The following is a 16634-nucleotide window of genomic DNA, read 5'->3' as shown; positions in this document are numbered from 1 at the left end:
GGCCCGGGATCGTTGTCCCGGGCTTTGTTTAAATATAGCCGTTTATCCTTGCTTCGCTATTTCTGCGATATTTAAGAATAGAAAAGCCCATTATTAACCATCCTAATGGAAAATATGGAAGTATGACCGTTAGGAGGGAAACTAATGGACGATTATAATACGGAAGGACCTTCCCTTTTAGGGTTTCTGTCGTTCATCGTTATTCTCAGCTATGTCATTGTGACTGTGGCTAACGGAGGGGCGTCCTCCGAGGATTCTCTCATTAAAGAGTCAACCGCCAAGTCGGAAGCCGTTGCTCCGGGCCCCCCCGCGAAGTAACGTATTGCCCCTCTTTCGAGGTTAAGCCAGGGGGAGCGACCGTAGTTAGAGGCAGGTTTAGATGCTGCCCCTGATAGGATGCGGAAGAGTATATATACGTTCACTTTGCGGGATATTTCCCCAAAACGATCAAATATTCCCGTCCACAAATTCGGCAAAATCCCCGATTTCCCACTTCAAGAGCGGAGAGGGTTCCTCTTCGTACAGCACCCACAGCTCATGGAGCGCTCTCGTTGCTCCTACATACAGCAGCTTGGCATCCTGGACACCGCCGTCATAATGGAAGGAATCCACATCGAGCAGAAGCACCGCATCGAATTCCAGTCCCTTGGCCAAATACACCGGCAGAACCGATAGCCCCCCGGCGTATTCCGTCTTATCCGCTTGGATAAGTGTGGCTGGGATCCCTGCAGCCTCCAGCGCCGCATGAATTTCTGCGGATCGTTCGCCGGTTCGGGTAATGACGGCCGCTGTTTCGGAGGAGCCCTTCCGAAGCCGAATCGCCATTTTCCGGACCCAATCGACGGTTTGCCCTTCAGAGAGCCGGACCAGCTTTACTTTCTCCCCGCTGCGGAATACAGGGACCGCCGGACGGAAACTCTCGGAGTATTCCGAGAGGACGGCGTTGGCGAACCGGATGATTTCCATTGTAGATCGGTAGCTTCTGCTTAACCGGTAGAAAGCGGATTGATCTTCCGGAAACAGCTCGATGAAGGCTTCCCATTGCTCTATTCCCTGGTAGGAATGAATGCCCTGCGCTAAATCGCCGAGAATAGTGAAGGAATCCCCGGGGGTATGAAGCTTCAGCAGGACGATCTGGAATGGGGAGAAATCCTGGGCTTCGTCAATGACTACATGGTCAAAGCGGAGTCCGCTTATACCATATAAACGGTGGCGTATATAAACAAGGGGTGCCAAGTCTTCCCACATCGCTTGTTTCTTCTTTAATATTTTGGCCGTAAGCTCCGCCACAGGGCGGGGAATCCGGGCTAATAAAGAAGGGGGAAAATCAATCAGCCGCTTGGCCGGGTCAAAGAGCTGGGAGTAGAAAGTGAGAGGAGTCATCTCGTGCCAGCCCTTGGCGAAGGCTCTCCATTTGGCATTGGCCTTCTTCTTGTACTCTTTCTTCAGATGGGCCTCCCATATATTATCGAGCTCCATCTCCTGCCATCTTTTGATCCGGGCTAAGGTGCGTTCCCTCTTCCTGGCCAGAGGCTCATGCCGGTTATCCACGTAATACCAATGGCGGATAGTTGCGGCCGGCAGCAAGCTTCCGGGGAAAGGCTCATAGTCCTGCGAGGGGACACCATTCTCATCGTAGTATTGGAGAGCACTGTCGATCAGATCCTTGAAGGCTGTGGAGCCTTTATATAGTCCGGGGATCTGTTCATGGATTGATGGACGATCGGGACCGGGCCTGAACCAATAAGCGAGATGGGGGGAAGGGTCGGCTGGAGTCACTTCGTTATCAAGCAGTTCGAGCGCCCAATCCGTGAACGTAGTCTGTTGAATGTCCCCTACACCCAATTCGGGGAGCACACCCGAGATGTAATCCAGGAACATCCGGTTAGGGGCGAAGATGATCATGCGTTCGGCACGGATATTCTCCCGGTATTGATATAATAAATAGGCTAGACGGTGCAGGGCGACGGTCGTTTTACCGCTTCCTGCCACTCCCTGAATGACCAGCGCCGTATTTTTGGGTGCGCGGATAATTTGATCCTGCTCGGATTGAATCGTGGAAACGATGTCTCTAAGTCGATGATCCTTGTTCTCTCCTAACCGGTAAAGGAGAAATTCATCCGTTACTCCCAGGTTGGCGCTGCCCCGGACGTAAGTGTCCACCACTCTCGACAGTTCCCGGTTTCGGACCACCAGATTGCGTTTAAGATGGACGGTTCCGGATATCGGGCCGTCGGGCGAAACATAGGTTGCAGGGCCGTCTCCGCCGGTAAAGGAATAGAACAGGCTCGCAATCGGCGCCCTCCAGTCAACCACTAGCGGATTATCGGAATCTTCATCCTCTGTTCCGGATTTGCCGATATAGAGCGGCTGCTTCTGTTCGCTGTCTTCCTCCTGGAAATCGAGACGGCCGAAGTACGGCTCCACCAGAGCCTTAGCCAGCTTCTGCCGGGCCTTCTCCCGGGCAGATTCGAGCGCCTGCTCCGTGAAGTCTGTTCCGTAATACCTTGCAATCGCTTCCAGCTCTTGGAGCCGGGACTCGAGAACGGACAGAGTCCGCTCCAGATGATGACGTTCCTCTTGATAGGCACTTTGACGGGTAGAATCCAAATCAGTTACCTCCATACGGGAAACCGGCGACCTGACGCTTCAGGCGGGTTGCGCCTAATCAGGCATTTTCAAGTTCACCGCGCTTCGCCATCGTTTTATTTTGTGGGTATTTTTTAGAGAAAGTGTTAACTATATCATAAATTGTTGTGTTTTTCAAGATGCTATTTAAACTAAGAAAAAGCGCACTGGAAGCTCAAAAATTCGTCTGTTCGGCGCATGTGCTGAATGCAAATTTCTCTAAATGTTAACAAAGTTTACCGTGATTTGGTCGACAATAAAGCCTGGCCTTCATATAATTAAGAGATAGGGAAATTTTTTTTATTGAGTCGTTCGATAATGAGAATCATTATCGCTCTGTGGCGGTAGTAAGCCCTGAGGAGTAAGCGAGTATAATTTCTCGTGTAATATCATTTTTGCAGCCGTCTGCCTTCTCGATCCGGCCCGGCCGAATGGAGAAAATAAATTTATATTGGACCGGAACATAACAGCCTGTAAAGATGTCGTATATATAAAGATGGTTTTGGGGATTAATTTATTACGAGCGGATGATCGGAGGCAGGAGCTATGGGTCTTAATTCGAAGTGCAAGACCTGCGCTAAAGAAATATCGAAGACAACCAAATGGTGCCCGCATTGCGGAGACAGCCAGTTAGAGCCATATACTCAGAGAGTCATGTTTCTACTTACAGGGGCGGCTGTTTTATTCCTGCTTGCCGGTTTGGTGGGAGGTTTTGTAACCGCTATCATTAAAAAATTCTAAAAGTCGGGCTTTTTATTTTTAATTGATGGAATTTTGGAGCGATGGGAAGAATAGAGAGTAATTCTTCTATCGCTCTTTTTGACGTGCATGGATGATTGTAGCCGCCATTGGGATAAATGTTAAAGTTTCGTTAACGTCCGCTCGAACGGTGTAGAATAAAGTCAAAAAATATTTACGAAATCTCAATTTTTTATGGTATCATTTGAATGTTGTTTCATTCTCGAAACAAATGACAGACGAAAATAAGCCTCTGGCATTCCATAAATTCTGCAAAAGTTAATACTTAATAGGGGGATCCGGCGTGACTGTTATTATTATAATTGTCTTACTGGCGCTTATTTTTGATTTTATCAACGGGTTTCATGATACGGCCAATGCCATAGCTACCTCGGTATCTACCAAAGCCTTGACACCCCGAGTCGCAATTATGTACGCGGCGGTTCTCAATTTCGTCGGTGCTATCCTGTTCGAAGGAGTGGCCAAGAATGTAGGGGGGAGCATTGCCGATCCTTTCCATATCGAGAATGGTATGCAAATTGTCATTGCAGCATTAATATCCGCTATCGTCTGGAACTTGGTAACGTGGTATTTCGGTATTCCTTCTTCTTCCTCTCATACATTGATTGGATCGTTGGGAGGGGCTGTCTTCGCCGGAGCCGGGATGGATGCGATTAATTGGACCGGCTTCAACAAAATCATCATTATACTTATTCTGTCTCCGATCATCGCGTTTGCGGTCGGCTTTATCGTGCTGCATATTATTCGCTGGATTATCCTTCTGTTGGGGAATCGCTCACCCAGCAAGGTTAACCGCAATTTCCGCCTGATGCAGATCGTATCTGCCGGTGCGCAGGCCTTCTCTCATGGCGCGAACGACGCTCAGAAGGCGATGGGGATTATCGTCTTTGCCCTGGTGGCAGGAGATTTCCAACAGGAGCTGCATGTGCCTTTCTGGGTTAAGGCAGCCGCGGCTACCGCGATGGGACTTGGAACAGCCTTCGGCGGAATGAAGATTATCAAAACCGTAAGTAAGAAAATTATTAAAATCGAGCCGATGAATGGATTTGCTTCGGACTTGACATCTACCGTCGTTCTACAGACCGCTACACATTTCGGAATGCCCTTATCGACAACACATGTCATTACGTCGGCTATTATCGGGACAGGCAGTGCCGTCCGCTACCGTTCTATCAATTGGGGAACCGTCGGACGGATGATCATGACCTGGGTCATTACGATTCCTATCTCCATGGTTCTGGCCTATGTCATTTATAAGCTGGTCAATTTATTCTAGGCCTGCAACGGATACTTTTCGTGTGTAACTGATTGCAATAGATGGTTCAATAACGGAAGATAATCTCCTTCCAAGCTCAGAGTGCCGATTGTCATCGGCACTCTCGCAGTTGAAGCTATTGCTGCACCGTTATTTCGCCTGTCGTACCGTTCATCGTCACGATCTGACTGTCGCGACTACCAACGGGATCCGATATTCGTGGGCGATGATCGCGGAATGGGATAGAATCCCGCCCGAGGTGTTATGAGTACTATAAGCCGTTCGGCGGCATGACATTATACCATCCGCACTATCCGTTTGTAACAAGCGACAACAAGCGTTTTAGGTTTTCATCAATAAATTGATTATCGGCACTGTGGATTCCACGACCGGCAATATGGCCCCAGACCGAATCGATCGGATTAAAAACAGCATTAGGTATAAGTTTAGCCTCGTATTCGTTATCGTCCGCTGAGCAGAAGAGATCCGTACTCCCCGGCATAATGCAGGCAAGCGCCTTAATGCTCTTGAGTGCCTTATCGAAATCTCCGTTATAGGTCGGGTTTGCACTAATATCGGCATTTTGCCCTGTCCACAACATGGCCAATACATTGTGCGGATCCATCTTCATAAAGCTATCTTCCCAGACGCCAGCCACAAAATCTTCCAAAGAGTCATATCCCAACTCACGATAAAGTTCCTCTCTGTAAAATGCCTGCGATAAGCCCCATCCCGCATAGACACGACCAACGGCACGCATATCTGCAGAAGTCAACTGATTTAGTTTACTTAAATCGAAGCCTACTGCAGCCATGAGCGCAGCTTTCATCCCGTCCAGAACAACATACGTGTGAGGCCAGGTCTTGGCAATTCCGGCGAAAGGCGCAATTCGTTCCACCATGTCGGGATAACTTGCCCCCCACTGAAATGCTTGAATGCCTCCCATTGACCATCCAACGACGAGAGCGATTTTTTGAATGCCGAATTTTTCGGTCACCAGCCGATGCTGGAATTTAACGTTGTCATAGATGGTTACCTGCGGAAAATTAGCCCGGTCGAATGGGGGAGGCGTGTTACTGGGAGACGAAGATAATCCGTTGCCAAGCAGATTGGGAACGATAATGAAATATTTTTGCGGATCTAGTGCCATGCCGTTTCCAATCAACCATTCATTCTGAGGATGCTGGTCGCCAAAAGCGGTTGGATAGACGATGACATTATCTTTCTTTTCATTCAATCTTCCATAAGTTTTATAAGCAAGAAAAGCGCTTGGTAATGTCACTCCTGATTGCAGGGTTACGTCACCCAAATCAAAAATCTCATAATCCATCGTATTGTCTCTCCCTTCAAAATGAAACATACCTCTGGAATGTCTTTCTTGTTGTTAGTATAGATCTGTGATAGTCTCAATAAAAGTGAATAGAATTCAATCTAATGTTCAATTATATTGAAAGTGAAAGGGGATCGTATGATGGAATTGCGCCAACTGATTACGTTCTGTACGGTTGCATCCACTTTAAATTTCAGTCGGGCTGCGGAAGTGCTGAACTATGTCCCCTCCAATGTCACGATGCAAATAAAAGCATTGGAGGATGAGCTAGGTGTTCGTCTCTTTGACCGCTTGGGCAAGCAGCTCGTTCTGACAAGCGCAGGCAAACGCTTATTACCTCATATCCAAGGCGTGCTAAACAAATTGGACGAAGCTCGCAGCGTCGTTCATGACAATGAAGATTTAAGCGGCACCCTAACGATAAGTGCCAACGAGGTTCTTTGCGCCTACCGGCTTCCTGTTGTCTTTCACCTATTTCGTTCGCGCCATCCGGGAGTGCGTCTCATCTTCCGTTCCGTTCCAAATCAAGAGCTCAAGCAAACGCTCTTTGAGGGAACCGCGGATGTCGTCTTTATGCTGGACGAATCCATTCGCTCAAGCGGACTTGCAGTGGAGCCGCTGGTGGAAGAAACTTTCCGCTTATTCGTCGCTCCAGACCATCCACTCGCGAAACTGGATGTACTGCGGCTGGAGGATTTTCACGGACAAGTGTTCCTTACGAATGAAAAGGGTTGTCCCTATCGAACCATGTTTGACCGGCAATTTGAGAAAGAGGGCATTGATAGTATTACGTATTTAGAGTTTCATAATGCCGAAGCCATTAAACAATGTGCCATTACGGGAATCGGTATCGCCTTTCTTCCTGAAGTAACAGCGGTGGCCGAAGTTGAACGGGGCGATCTTGTTGCTCTTCCTTGGCAAATTCCGGACCTGCACGTGTATACACAGATGTTATGGCATAAAGACAAATGGCTTTCACCTATCATCTTATCTTTCATAGAAGCAGCAAGGGAGGTTCTAGCTATAGAGGAGAGGAATAAAAGTGAAATGGAAATTGTGAAGCGTTAAAAACGGCCTATAGGGGCTATAATGCTATAGATCTTAATTGGGAAGCTTGAAACGGATCGCATCCGGATAACGTAATAGAGTAATAAAAGAAAGCTTCTAGCGAGGCTATTATAAGCAAAACGGTTTCGGTTTATCTTGAAGGAAAGAAGGGAAGCCATGCAAACCGAACAAACATCCATATCCACACAGGAATCGGTCAGGACTTCACCACTCAATCCGGACGAACTGTTACGGGTTAACATAGAGCGGGCAGGATACGCTGAACGGGATGGAGTCATTAAAGAGATTCAATTCTCCATCCGCCCCGGGCAATTAGTTGGACTGATAGGCCCCAACGGGGCCGGTAAGAGCACGACCGTAAAAGCTATGTTAGGCCTCCTCCAGGATTTCCACGGCGAAATTTCGATGGCTGGAACTTATTCTTATATTCCCGAGCAGCCGATTCTCTATGATCAACTGACCTTGTGGGAGCATCTGGAGCTGGCCGCCAGCGCCTGGGAGTTGGATCAGAACGTATTCGAGGCAAGGGCGGAGAGGCTGCTGGCCACCTTCAGAATGACGGAGGTCCGCCATCATCTCCCGTCCAGCTTCTCCAAGGGGATGCAGCAGAAGGTCATGCTCATCCTGGCGTTTCTGCACGAGCCCGCCCTCTATATCGTGGATGAGCCTTTCATAGGGCTGGATCCCCGGGCGATTAAAGATTTTCTCGATATGCTGAATGAGAAACGCAAGCAGGGCGCCGGTGTGTTAATGTCGACACACGTGCTGGATACGGCGGAGAGGATATGCGATTCCTTCCTGCTTATGAATGAAGGGCGATTGGCCGCCCGGGGCGATCTGGAATCGATTCAGCAGCAATGCGGGCTGCCGGGCGAAACGCTCTTTGAATGCTTCAACTCCCTATTGTGAACCCGAATCATCAATTGTTATAGATACAGGGCGGCCTAATAACCTGAAAGGGATCAGGACTGTCCGAAACAGGAGAAGAGATACCATGATCACACCGAAGCTATTGGTTAGGCGGAGAATTAAAGAGAACGCCGGATTTCAGTGGAAAGCTCTAAGGCAGGCCGTGGACTGGACTGTGGCGCTGTATATTGTCATTCCCGCGCTGTTCTTCGCAGGGCTGCAATATTATACCTGGATATCGTCCCCTCCGGATTGGTTCGCCTTCATTCCTTTCCCGCTATGTGCTTTCGTACTGTTTTTATATGTCTGTTCGGGTAAGCTCCGATTTTTTCTGGAAAATGCCGACCAGTTGATTTTGCTGCAGCATCCTCACTGGATCAGGGAGCTCCGGAGAACGGGACTGATCTACAGTCTGACGAAACAGTTCCTGTTGACGGCCCTCTTAATGGCTTTGCTGGCTCCTTTTTTGATACGGATTTTTTCGGTTAATGTTCCGTATGTCGTTTGGCTCGGTATCTTTACCTTTCTAAGCAAATGGAATTTGCAGCTCATTCAGAAATGGCTGGACAGCAGGTATCCGGGCTTGAGAAATCTTTGGCTGCATATCGTTTGGTTCGTCATTTTCTGTGCTGTCTATATCTCCGTCAGTTATTGGCTTCTGCCGATTCAGCCGCTGGCTCTTCTAATATCCCTTGTGCTTGTATTAACAGGACAGATCCTATGGCGGAGCAAGGTAGGGGATCTGAGGACGATCCAACAGGATATCAAGAGTGATTACGAAGCGAAAATGCTGCTGGCGGGCTTTATTCTCGCTTACTCCGTTCCCGCCCGGCCGAAATCCAGCCGCAAACGCCCTTTCCTGTTCCGTTCTTCCAACCGGCTGTTTAAGAAGAGAACCTCAGTTAACGGATTGGCCGAGGCGGGGATTAAATTATTTTTCCGGAACAGATCGTCGGTGATGCTGTACATTCAGCTGGTTTCCGTCTGTTCCTTCGCCATGCTGACCCTGCCTGACCCGATGAAATGGGTGCTTTGGCTGGCGGCGGCATTTCTGCTGGCGAGCATGGTGAAGCTTGCGGCGAAAGAGACCCGGTCCGGCCCCTTGCTCGGAATGTTCCCGTGGAAGGACGGAGTGATTCGCGAGGCGGCCCGCAAATCGGTGGGCTTGGCGGTAATTCCCGGTTTTGCGGTGATCAGCGCGGTGATGGGAGCGGCTCTATTTTCCTGGTGGGGGGCTCTGCTGCTGCTGCCCGTTGGAGGGATGTTCGCTTATTGGGCAGCGGGTGTCCTGACGATGTTTGAAAAATAACCGGAAAAATCCGGATCAAGTACAGGATTAAGAACGGCCGATATAAATGGGGGTATTAAGCTTCTTCCTAAAGGTTAACCTATCATTAACTACGACCATGCTTAGGAGTTGATCTTAATGAAAGATACCGTTGCCTTTGAGTTCGATCAGCCCGGATCGGCCGCTCAGGCTTGCGATATGCTGAATGAGCTGGGTTATAAAAGCAAAGCGGTAGTCCATATTCAGATTGAGCAAGGAGATCTTACCTCCGCATTGGAAATTGCCCAGGCATATGGCGGCCGATTGCGGGAAACGCAGAACGGTCAAGAAGAAACGGTGCTGGCCTCGGCCTATGACATGGATGAGGTCCCTATTCCTGCTCATACCGTGAACGAGGACTGGCCGGAGCAATATCTTCATTCGGATGGGGCGCTATTATCGGATGTCACTCCAGGGGACGAAGAACAAGAGCCGTTCGATCCGTCCGGGGAAGATTATAACCATTTTTCCGCAGGGGTCCATCTGTAAACCCGGGCATTGACAACGAAAATAAAACGAGGTATAACTATTATTAAATTAATTTTCTGATAAATTCGTTGAAGAGAAAGAGTAGGCTGTGATTTTGTTCCCCAGAGAGTTGGCATGCCGCTGAAAGCCAATGTTCAGAACATAGCTGAAAATCATCTCAGAGAAGTAAAGCTGAACGTTCGTAGTAAGCTTTACCGGGAGTCCGCCGTTACAAGGAACGCGTATGATGGTACGTTGCAGAGTGTCGCAGTGCTTGTTTGCGTATATTATTGGAGCAGGCACGGCGGAATTAGGGTGGTATCGCGAGCTAAAGTCTCGTCCCTTTGTTGGGGCGGGGCTTTTTTTATTTGCTGATGCAATTAAATTCTGTTGAACACGCTCCTCAAGCTCCGGCTCTGCAGCCCGGTTTGAAGTCCGTTGCAACATTTATTAAGTAACAATCCTTGGAAGGAAAAGGAAGGGGCCAAAAATAATGAACAAATCGAACACGAAAAAAGCGGTCGGCATGGAAGACATCGTTTATGCGCATCATGTGCTGAAAGAAGTGATTGTGAGAACCCCGCTGCAGAGGGACAAGATTTTGTCCGACCGCTATGAGTGCAATGTATTCTTGAAAAGAGAGGATCTGCAGGTCGTCCGGTCCTTCAAAATCCGGGGGGCTTATCATCTGATCCGTACCTTGCCGGAGGAGGATCTGGCTCGCGGAATCGTATGCGCAAGCGCAGGAAACCATGCCCAGGGGGTGGCTTATTCCTGCAATCTTCTGCAGATTCAGGGGAAAATCTTTATGCCCAGCACAACCCCAAGGCAGAAGGTCAAGCAAGTGAAGCTGTTCGGAGGCCCATACGTAGAAGTCATTCTGACCGGGGATACCTTCGATGACGCCTACTCCGAAGCGATAAAAACCTGTGAACAATTCGGCATGACCTTTATTCATCCGTTCGATGATCCCCAGATTGTAGCGGGCAACGGAACCGTCGGAATGGAAATATTGGAGAGCATGGACGGTGCCGTCGATTATCTGTTCGTTACCGTTGGCGGCGGCGGGTTGGCTTCCGGGGTAGGCACCTACGTCAAGACGATCAGCCCCGCAACCCGGGTGATCGGTGTGGAACCGAGCGGGGCTCCTTCCATGAGTCAGGCGATAGCGAATAACGAAGTGGTTACGCTGGATAACATCGATAAATTCGTTGACGGGGCCGCGGTCAAACGGGTAGGGGAGCTGACCAGCGCCATCTGTAAAGAGGTGCTGGATGATGTGCTGCTGGTGCCGGAGGGCAAGGTCTGCACCACCATTCTTGATTTGTACAATGAAAATGCCATTGTGGCCGAGCCGGCCGGCGCCCTTGCCATTGCCGCACTGGACCTGTACCGGGAGCAAATCCGCGGCAAGAATGTCGTCTGCATTGTGAGCGGGGGCAACAACGATATTGACCGGATGCAGGAGATTAAAGAACGGTCTCTGATTTACGAAGGCTTGAAGCATTACTTTACCGTCAATTTCCCGCAGCGCGCAGGGGCATTACGTGAATTTCTGGATGATGTGCTTGGTCCGAACGATGATATTACCCGCTTCGAATATACGAAGAAGCACAACAAGGATAACGGGCCGGCGCTTGTCGGAATTGAATTGAAGAGCCGGGAGGACTACAAGCCTCTTATCGACAGAATGGAGAAGAAAGGCTTCCAATACGTCGAGCTGAACAAAGACCCGGTTCTGTTCAATCTGTTGATCTGAACGGGACCTATGGATTGGAAGAAGAAAGGGGACAACGTTTATGAAACCGGTGGACGTAAAGGAAAAAGCCAGAGAACGGGAACGAAGAATCCTGAAGGAATGGGAAAAGAACGGCACGTTTGCCCAATCCGTAGAACAGGCAGCCGGCCGGCCGAATTTTGTGTTCTACGAAGGGCCCCCAACGGCCAATGGAGCGCCGCATATCGGGCACGTGCTCGGCAGGGTCATCAAAGATTTTATCGGCCGCTACAAGACGATGACGGGCTACCGGGTCGTCCGCAAAGCCGGCTGGGATACACACGGGCTTCCGGTAGAGCTTGGAGTTGAGAAGCAGCTGGGGATCTCGGGCAAACAGGAAATCGAACGCTATGGCGTAGCGAAATTCGTGGACCGGTGCAAGGCCAGCGTTTTCGAATATGAGAAGCAGTGGCGGGATTTGACCGAGGCCATCGGATACTGGACCGATCTGGATAACCCCTACGTGACGCTGACCAACGATTACATCGAAAGTGTTTGGTTCATTTTGTCCCAGATTCATGGGAAGGGGCTGCTTTACAAAGGACACCGCGTCAGCCCATACTGCCCAAGCTGTCAGACATCGCTCAGCTCCCATGAAGTCGCGCAGGGCTATGAGGAAGTCAAGGATTTGAGCGCCACGGTCAAATTTGCCTCCAAGACGACGGGCGACCTCTTCCTCGCATGGACGACCACTCCCTGGACCTTGCCGGCCAATACGGCACTGGCGGTTAATCCCAAGCTTTCCTATGCGAGAGTCCGGCAGGGGGATGAGGTGTTCATCGTGGCCGAGAATCGTGTCGCACAAGTTATGAACGGCGATTATGAGATTTTGTCGGTACACCGGGGTTCCGAATTAATCGGGACGGCTTACCGGCCTCCCTTCGATTTCGCTTCGGTCGAACAGGGCCATATCGTTATAGGAGCCGATTTCGTCAGCGATGCGAATGGAACGGGGATTGTCCATATCGCTCCGGCACACGGGGAAGATGATTACCGGGCCTGCCAGGAGAACGGCATCAGCATGCTGCAGGTCGTGGACTCCTCCGGCCGATATGTGGAGGCTGTGCAGCCGTTCGCCGGCCGCTTCGTCAAAGATTGCGACATCGATATCGTGAAGGACCTTGCCTCCCGGAACCTGCTGTTTTCCAAGGAGCGCTACGAGCACAGCTATCCGTTCTGCTGGCGCTGCAAATCTCCGCTGCTTTATTATGCGATGGAAAGCTGGTTCATCAAGACAACAGCCGTCAAAGAGAAACTTATAGAAAACAACAGGCAGGTCGATTGGTATCCGGGCCATATAAGGGAAGGGAGGTTCGGTAAATTTCTGGAGGAGCTGGTGGATTGGAACATCAGCCGCAACCGTTACTGGGGAACCCCTCTGAATGTATGGCTGTGCCGTGATTGCGGCTGCGAATACGCACCGGAGTCCCGGGAAGATTTGCGGCGCCGTGCAGCGGCCCCTCTGGGGACGGATATCGAGCTGCATAAGCCGTACGTGGACGAAATCAGATTGAGCTGTCCGCAATGCTCCGGGGAGATGGAGCGCACCCCCGAAGTGATCGATGTTTGGTTTGACAGCGGATCGATGCCTTTTGCCCAGTACCATTACCCGTTCGGTGACGAGCGGGTATTCGAAGAACAATATCCCGCCGATATGATCTGCGAAGGAATTGATCAGACCCGGGGATGGTTCTTCAGTCTCCTGGCCGTTTCTACTCTGTTAAATGGCCGGGCTCCCTATAAAGCCGTCATGTCTACGGGACATATCCTCGACGAGAATGGTCAGAAAATGTCCAAGAGCAAGGGCAACGTCGTGGACCCCTGGGAAGTGATCGAGGAATTCGGCGCCGATGCGTTCCGTTGGGCTCTTCTGGCTGACAGCGCTCCGTGGAACAGCAAAAGATTCTCGAAGCAGCTTGTAGCGGAAGCCAAATCGAAGGTGATCGATACACTCACCAACGCCCATTCCTTCTATGTGCTGTATGCCGGAATCGACGGGTTCCGCCATGAAGAGCACGAAGCGCTGCGGCCGGACCACCCGCTGGACCGCTGGATTCTCTCCAGACTAAACAGCACCATTCAGGCGGCGGCACGCGGATTGGAAGGCTATGATTTCCTCAATCCGGCCAAAACTATAGAAGCGTTCATAGATGAACTGAGCAATTGGTACATCCGCCGCTCCCGGGACCGCTTCTGGGGAAGCGGCCTGACCAGGGACAAAATTTCCGCTTACCAGACATTGCGGACCGTTCTTCTGACGGTTAGCCGGCTGATTGCTCCGTATGCCCCGTTTATCGCGGAAGATTTGTACCTCAATCTGGGAGGGGAGAAGTCCAGCGTCCATCTGGCGCCATTCCCCGTATATGATGAAGCGCAGGTCGACCCCGGTCTGGAGCATGGGATGGGAACTGCCCGCAAGATTGTAGAGTTGGCCCGTAGTGTTCGCAACGATACCGGGATCAAAACGAGACAGCCATTATCCGGACTTACGGTGACACTGGCCGACGACTTCGATCTTGCTGCCTATGAGGAAACCATTGCGGAAGAAATCAATGTGAAGACCGTTCAACGATCCGATGATCTGGAGCGCTTCGTAGACTATACCGTCAAGCTGAATTGGAAAATGGCCGGTCCCAAATTCGGCAAGGCGGCCTCGGCAATACAACGGCGTCTGCAGGACTTAAGCCCCGACGAGATTCGGGAGGGACTGAGTAAGGGCTTCTTCGAATGGATGGAAAACGGGGAAGCGATGAGGGTTGAATTGGATGAGCTGCTGGTGGATCAGCTTCCCAAAGAAGGCTTTGCTTCCGCATCCGGAGCGGGGATCACCGTCACCCTCGATACCCGCCTCACCGTTGAGCTTGTGCAGGAGGGAGCCGTACGCGAGCTGGTAAGGGCGGTTCAGGATCAGCGGAAAAAAATGAAGCTGCCCATCGACAAGCGGATTCGACTGGTTATTGATGGGGATGACGAAGGAAAACAGGCTGTTCGCCGTTTTGAGCAAGTGTTAAGGGAAGGCGTCCTTATATCCGATTTGGAGTTTCGCCGCGCCGAGGGGATGGAGGAAGTTCCAACGGACCATGGGAGAATTGCCTTTTCCATTGAATAAAGAGAACGGTCTGCCGGCAAACTAAATCTCTGAAAAGCACATCTTGGCGAGCAGGGAAAGAAAGGAGCCGGTGGCCGTGGATCATTCGCTGTTTCCGACAGGGGATCATCAGGCGCAGTATAATACGTTCGGAATGCCTGACGGGTTCATGAGCGAAGCTTCAAGCGTACTTCATGAGAACGGACCCCCAAATGGAAAGACCCAGGAAGCGTCTTCTGCGATGGGACTGCCCGCTCCAATGCTGTTCGGGCCGTCGGCAGCCCCCTTCCTGGAGGGCGAATATACACCAAACATAAACTCCTTATGGTTTAAGCTGCGTTTATTTTCGGAATGCGAGCAGGTGAGGCTCGCTAAAGATGCCCGAGGCAAATTTACTCCCCATTACGAGCGGAGGGATATCGTCCACTGCAAATTTTCGGGTGTCGGATCGGAATATAGCGGGGGGCACTATGCGGTGGTATGGGAGGATAATCCGTATTTTGAGGATATTACCGTCATCCCGGCCACCAGCCAGCGCAAGACGGAATATGCCAACGTCTTTACGGTGGGGAAGCTTCGCGGACTTCCGCAAGGCCAAACCACCCTGCTGGTGTCGGATTTGACGAGAATTTCCCGCAAAAGAATTACTTCCCGGCACGGGAAGCTTCATCCGGCCTGGGAAACACGCATATGCCAGGCGATTGCGGTGACCTTCGAGAATGAGCGGACGCTGGAGGCGCTTGTCCGGGATGAGTGCGGTCCGGCCATGCCCGAGAATCTGCCGTTATTTGCCGGGCTGCGCTTCCGGCCATCACGTCTGATCCGGTATGACCGCAATGCGGAAGTATTGATCTATCGGCTATGGAACGATGTCAAGGAAGAGGAGCTTCCGCTGCTGCAGCCCCGAAAGCCATTTTCTATTAGAAGGAAGAAGGCTCTGCTTAAAAACCTGTTTTACGGCAATGATGAAGAGAGAGCGGAAGCGCTGGAGCTCTATGAGCGCTATTATGGGCGTTAAGCAAGAATAGGGCTCGCTCTGCCAATGGAAGCACCCGACGTCTGATGCCCGCTTGCTGCTTTGCTATATAAGCTTTTATACGGACACATTAAAAAAATGCCGCGAATTCGCGGCATTTTCCGGTTTAAAGAAGCGATTCGGCGCCATCAATGAATATTTCCGTACCGGTTATATGGCTGGATTCGTTAGAGGCGAGGAACAGGACCAGATCGGCGACCTGCTCCGGCTGCCCCGGCCCATGCTCCAACGGCTGATTGCCTTGCGGATAGTTAACCGGAATTTTAATAGCTTCTACGGCCGGTGTCGGATGGGTATTTTCCTGTATATTCGTCTGAATGGCTCCCGGACAAATGACGTTTACCCGGATCTTATAACGCGCCAATTCCAGAGCGGCCATCTTGGCAAAGGCGAGCTGTCCCGCTTTCGACGTGCTGTAAGCGGACATGCCGAAGCCGGAGAACTTGCGGCTGCCGTTAATGGAGCTTGTAATGATGATGCTGCCCCCGTTCTGTTTCATATGCGGAATGGCATATTTGACCGTTAAGAAAGTACCCTTCAGATTCGTCGCTAGCGTCTGATCCCAATCTTCGGGGGTCAGGTCTTCGATAGGGGACAGGGTGCCGTTAATTCCCGCATTGGCGAAGACGATGTCAATCCTCCCCCATTGGTCGGCTGCTGCCCGGATGGCTTGTTGGACCCGCTGAGGGTCGGAAATGTCCGTATCCACGAAGACCGCTTCGCCCCCCGCCTGTTTAATCTGCTGCTCGACGGCTTCGCTGCGGTTGTTCTTCAAATCGACAAGGCATACTTTCGCTCCGTGCTCCGCTAGTTTCAACGCGGCCGCACGCCCGATTCCGGAGCCCGCCCCCGTAACGACAGCAATTTGATCCTTGAGCCGGGGCAGCGCGGCCGCTGCCTGGTTTATGGCTTCAGTAACCGCCATGAAATCCCTCCTCCATTGAATATGAAATCCGTTTTTAATATTCCTTGGATGGATGGATTTATTC

13 protein-coding genes and 1 other annotated feature are annotated in these 16634 nt (G+C 50.9%); of the genes, 9 read left to right on the top strand and 4 right to left on the bottom strand.

What is annotated here, in order from left to right; translation table 11 throughout:
• Positions 1 to 144 precede the first annotated feature (144 nt).
• Positions 145 to 318, top strand: a complete 174-nt coding sequence (locus ACFQ03_RS05745; RefSeq protein WP_379286706.1) for a hypothetical protein — start codon at positions 145 to 147, stop codon at positions 316 to 318.
• 129 nt (positions 319 to 447) lie between these two features.
• On the opposite strand, the gene ACFQ03_RS05740 is transcribed toward ACFQ03_RS05745, so the two are convergent.
• On the bottom strand, positions 448 to 2610 hold the full coding sequence (locus ACFQ03_RS05740; RefSeq protein ID WP_379286704.1) for a HelD family protein: 2163 nt from the start codon (positions 2608 to 2610) through the stop codon (positions 448 to 450).
• Between the two features lie 1060 nt (positions 2611 to 3670).
• Here ACFQ03_RS05740 and ACFQ03_RS05735 point away from each other — a divergent pair.
• Positions 3671 to 4663 (top strand): inorganic phosphate transporter, encoded by a 993-nt coding sequence (locus tag ACFQ03_RS05735; RefSeq protein WP_144934400.1) that lies wholly within the window; start codon positions 3671 to 3673, stop codon positions 4661 to 4663.
• A gap of 156 nt (positions 4664 to 4819) precedes the next feature.
• Here the strand turns inward: ACFQ03_RS05735 and ACFQ03_RS05730 are convergent, their stop codons facing one another.
• Together ACFQ03_RS05730 and ACFQ03_RS05725 are read right to left on the bottom strand one after the other, a co-directional pair.
• Positions 4820 to 4939, bottom strand: coding sequence for a PEP-utilizing enzyme (locus ACFQ03_RS05730; protein WP_379286702.1), 120 nt, complete (start codon positions 4937 to 4939; stop codon positions 4820 to 4822).
• A gap of 13 nt (positions 4940 to 4952) precedes the next feature.
• The gene (locus tag ACFQ03_RS05725; protein ID WP_379286700.1) at positions 4953 to 5972 is read right to left on the bottom strand and encodes an alpha/beta fold hydrolase; all 1020 of its coding nucleotides are present in this window, start codon (positions 5970 to 5972) and stop codon (positions 4953 to 4955) included.
• Positions 5973 to 6113: 141 nt separating this feature from the next.
• Here ACFQ03_RS05725 and ACFQ03_RS05720 point away from each other — a divergent pair, with 141 nt between their 5' ends.
• From ACFQ03_RS05720 to ACFQ03_RS05690, 7 genes are all read left to right on the top strand, one after another.
• Positions 6114 to 7040 (top strand): LysR family transcriptional regulator, encoded by a 927-nt coding sequence (locus tag ACFQ03_RS05720; RefSeq protein WP_379286698.1) that lies wholly within the window; start codon positions 6114 to 6116, stop codon positions 7038 to 7040.
• A 156-nt stretch (positions 7041 to 7196) separates the two neighbouring features.
• Positions 7197 to 7949 carry an ABC transporter ATP-binding protein gene (locus tag ACFQ03_RS05715; protein ID WP_379286696.1) on the top strand — a complete coding sequence of 251 codons (753 nt, stop codon included), beginning with the start codon at positions 7197 to 7199 and terminating at the stop codon, positions 7947 to 7949.
• An 85-nt stretch (positions 7950 to 8034) separates the two neighbouring features.
• Positions 8035 to 9258: an ABC transporter permease gene (locus tag ACFQ03_RS05710; RefSeq protein WP_379286694.1), complete on the top strand. Its 1224-nt coding sequence runs from the start codon at positions 8035 to 8037 to the stop codon at positions 9256 to 9258.
• A gap of 117 nt (positions 9259 to 9375) precedes the next feature.
• Positions 9376 to 9765 carry a hypothetical protein gene (locus ACFQ03_RS05705; protein ID WP_379286692.1) on the top strand — a complete coding sequence of 130 codons (390 nt, stop codon included), beginning with the start codon at positions 9376 to 9378 and terminating at the stop codon, positions 9763 to 9765.
• A 59-nt stretch (positions 9766 to 9824) separates the two neighbouring features.
• Positions 9825 to 10091: a binding site (T-box leader), on the top strand.
• 146 nt (positions 10092 to 10237) lie between these two features.
• Positions 10238 to 11503 carry a threonine ammonia-lyase IlvA gene (ilvA, locus tag ACFQ03_RS05700; protein WP_379286690.1) on the top strand — a complete coding sequence of 422 codons (1266 nt, stop codon included), beginning with the start codon at positions 10238 to 10240 and terminating at the stop codon, positions 11501 to 11503.
• Positions 11504 to 11543: 40 nt separating this feature from the next.
• Positions 11544 to 14630, top strand: a complete 3087-nt coding sequence (gene ileS / locus ACFQ03_RS05695) for an isoleucine--tRNA ligase (protein WP_379286688.1) — start codon at positions 11544 to 11546, stop codon at positions 14628 to 14630.
• A gap of 76 nt (positions 14631 to 14706) precedes the next feature.
• A complete protein-coding gene (locus tag ACFQ03_RS05690) occupies positions 14707 to 15627 on the top strand; it encodes a type II toxin-antitoxin system PemK/MazF family toxin (protein WP_379286686.1) in 921 nt (306 codons plus the stop codon).
• Between the two features lie 124 nt (positions 15628 to 15751).
• Here ACFQ03_RS05690 and ACFQ03_RS05685 read toward each other — a convergent pair whose 3' ends face one another.
• Complete coding sequence (locus tag ACFQ03_RS05685) at positions 15752 to 16570, bottom strand: SDR family oxidoreductase (RefSeq protein ID WP_144934417.1); 819 nt, start codon at positions 16568 to 16570, stop codon at positions 15752 to 15754.
• Positions 16571 to 16634: the final 64 nt, after the last annotated feature.

Source organism: Paenibacillus residui, assembly GCF_042677205.1.
In the GTDB taxonomy this organism is placed as follows: domain Bacteria; phylum Bacillota; class Bacilli; order Paenibacillales; family NBRC-103111; genus Paenibacillus_L; species Paenibacillus_L residui.
The sequence above is the reverse complement of the archived record's forward strand: the minus strand, read 5'-3'. Positions and strand labels throughout refer to the sequence as shown.

Excerpts from the sequence above, each read along its gene's own strand:
- ACFQ03_RS05745 (WP_379286706.1), top strand. The coding sequence starts at position 145 with ATGGACGATTATAATACGGAAGGACCTTCCCTTTTAGGGTTTCTGTCG.
- ACFQ03_RS05730 (WP_379286702.1), bottom strand. The coding sequence starts at position 4,939 with ATGTCATGCCGCCGAACGGCTTATAGTACTCATAACACCTCGGGCGGG.
- ACFQ03_RS05725 (WP_379286700.1), bottom strand. The coding sequence starts at position 5,972 with ATGGATTATGAGATTTTTGATTTGGGTGACGTAACCCTGCAATCAGGA.
- ACFQ03_RS05720 (WP_379286698.1), top strand. The coding sequence starts at position 6,114 with ATGGAATTGCGCCAACTGATTACGTTCTGTACGGTTGCATCCACTTTA.
- ACFQ03_RS05715 (WP_379286696.1), top strand. The coding sequence starts at position 7,197 with ATGCAAACCGAACAAACATCCATATCCACACAGGAATCGGTCAGGACT.
- ACFQ03_RS05710 (WP_379286694.1), top strand. The coding sequence starts at position 8,035 with ATGATCACACCGAAGCTATTGGTTAGGCGGAGAATTAAAGAGAACGCC.
- ACFQ03_RS05705 (WP_379286692.1), top strand. The coding sequence starts at position 9,376 with ATGAAAGATACCGTTGCCTTTGAGTTCGATCAGCCCGGATCGGCCGCT.
- ilvA (WP_379286690.1), top strand. The coding sequence starts at position 10,238 with ATGAACAAATCGAACACGAAAAAAGCGGTCGGCATGGAAGACATCGTT.
- ileS (WP_379286688.1), top strand. The coding sequence starts at position 11,544 with ATGAAACCGGTGGACGTAAAGGAAAAAGCCAGAGAACGGGAACGAAGA.
- ACFQ03_RS05685 (WP_144934417.1), bottom strand. The coding sequence starts at position 16,570 with ATGGCGGTTACTGAAGCCATAAACCAGGCAGCGGCCGCGCTGCCCCGG.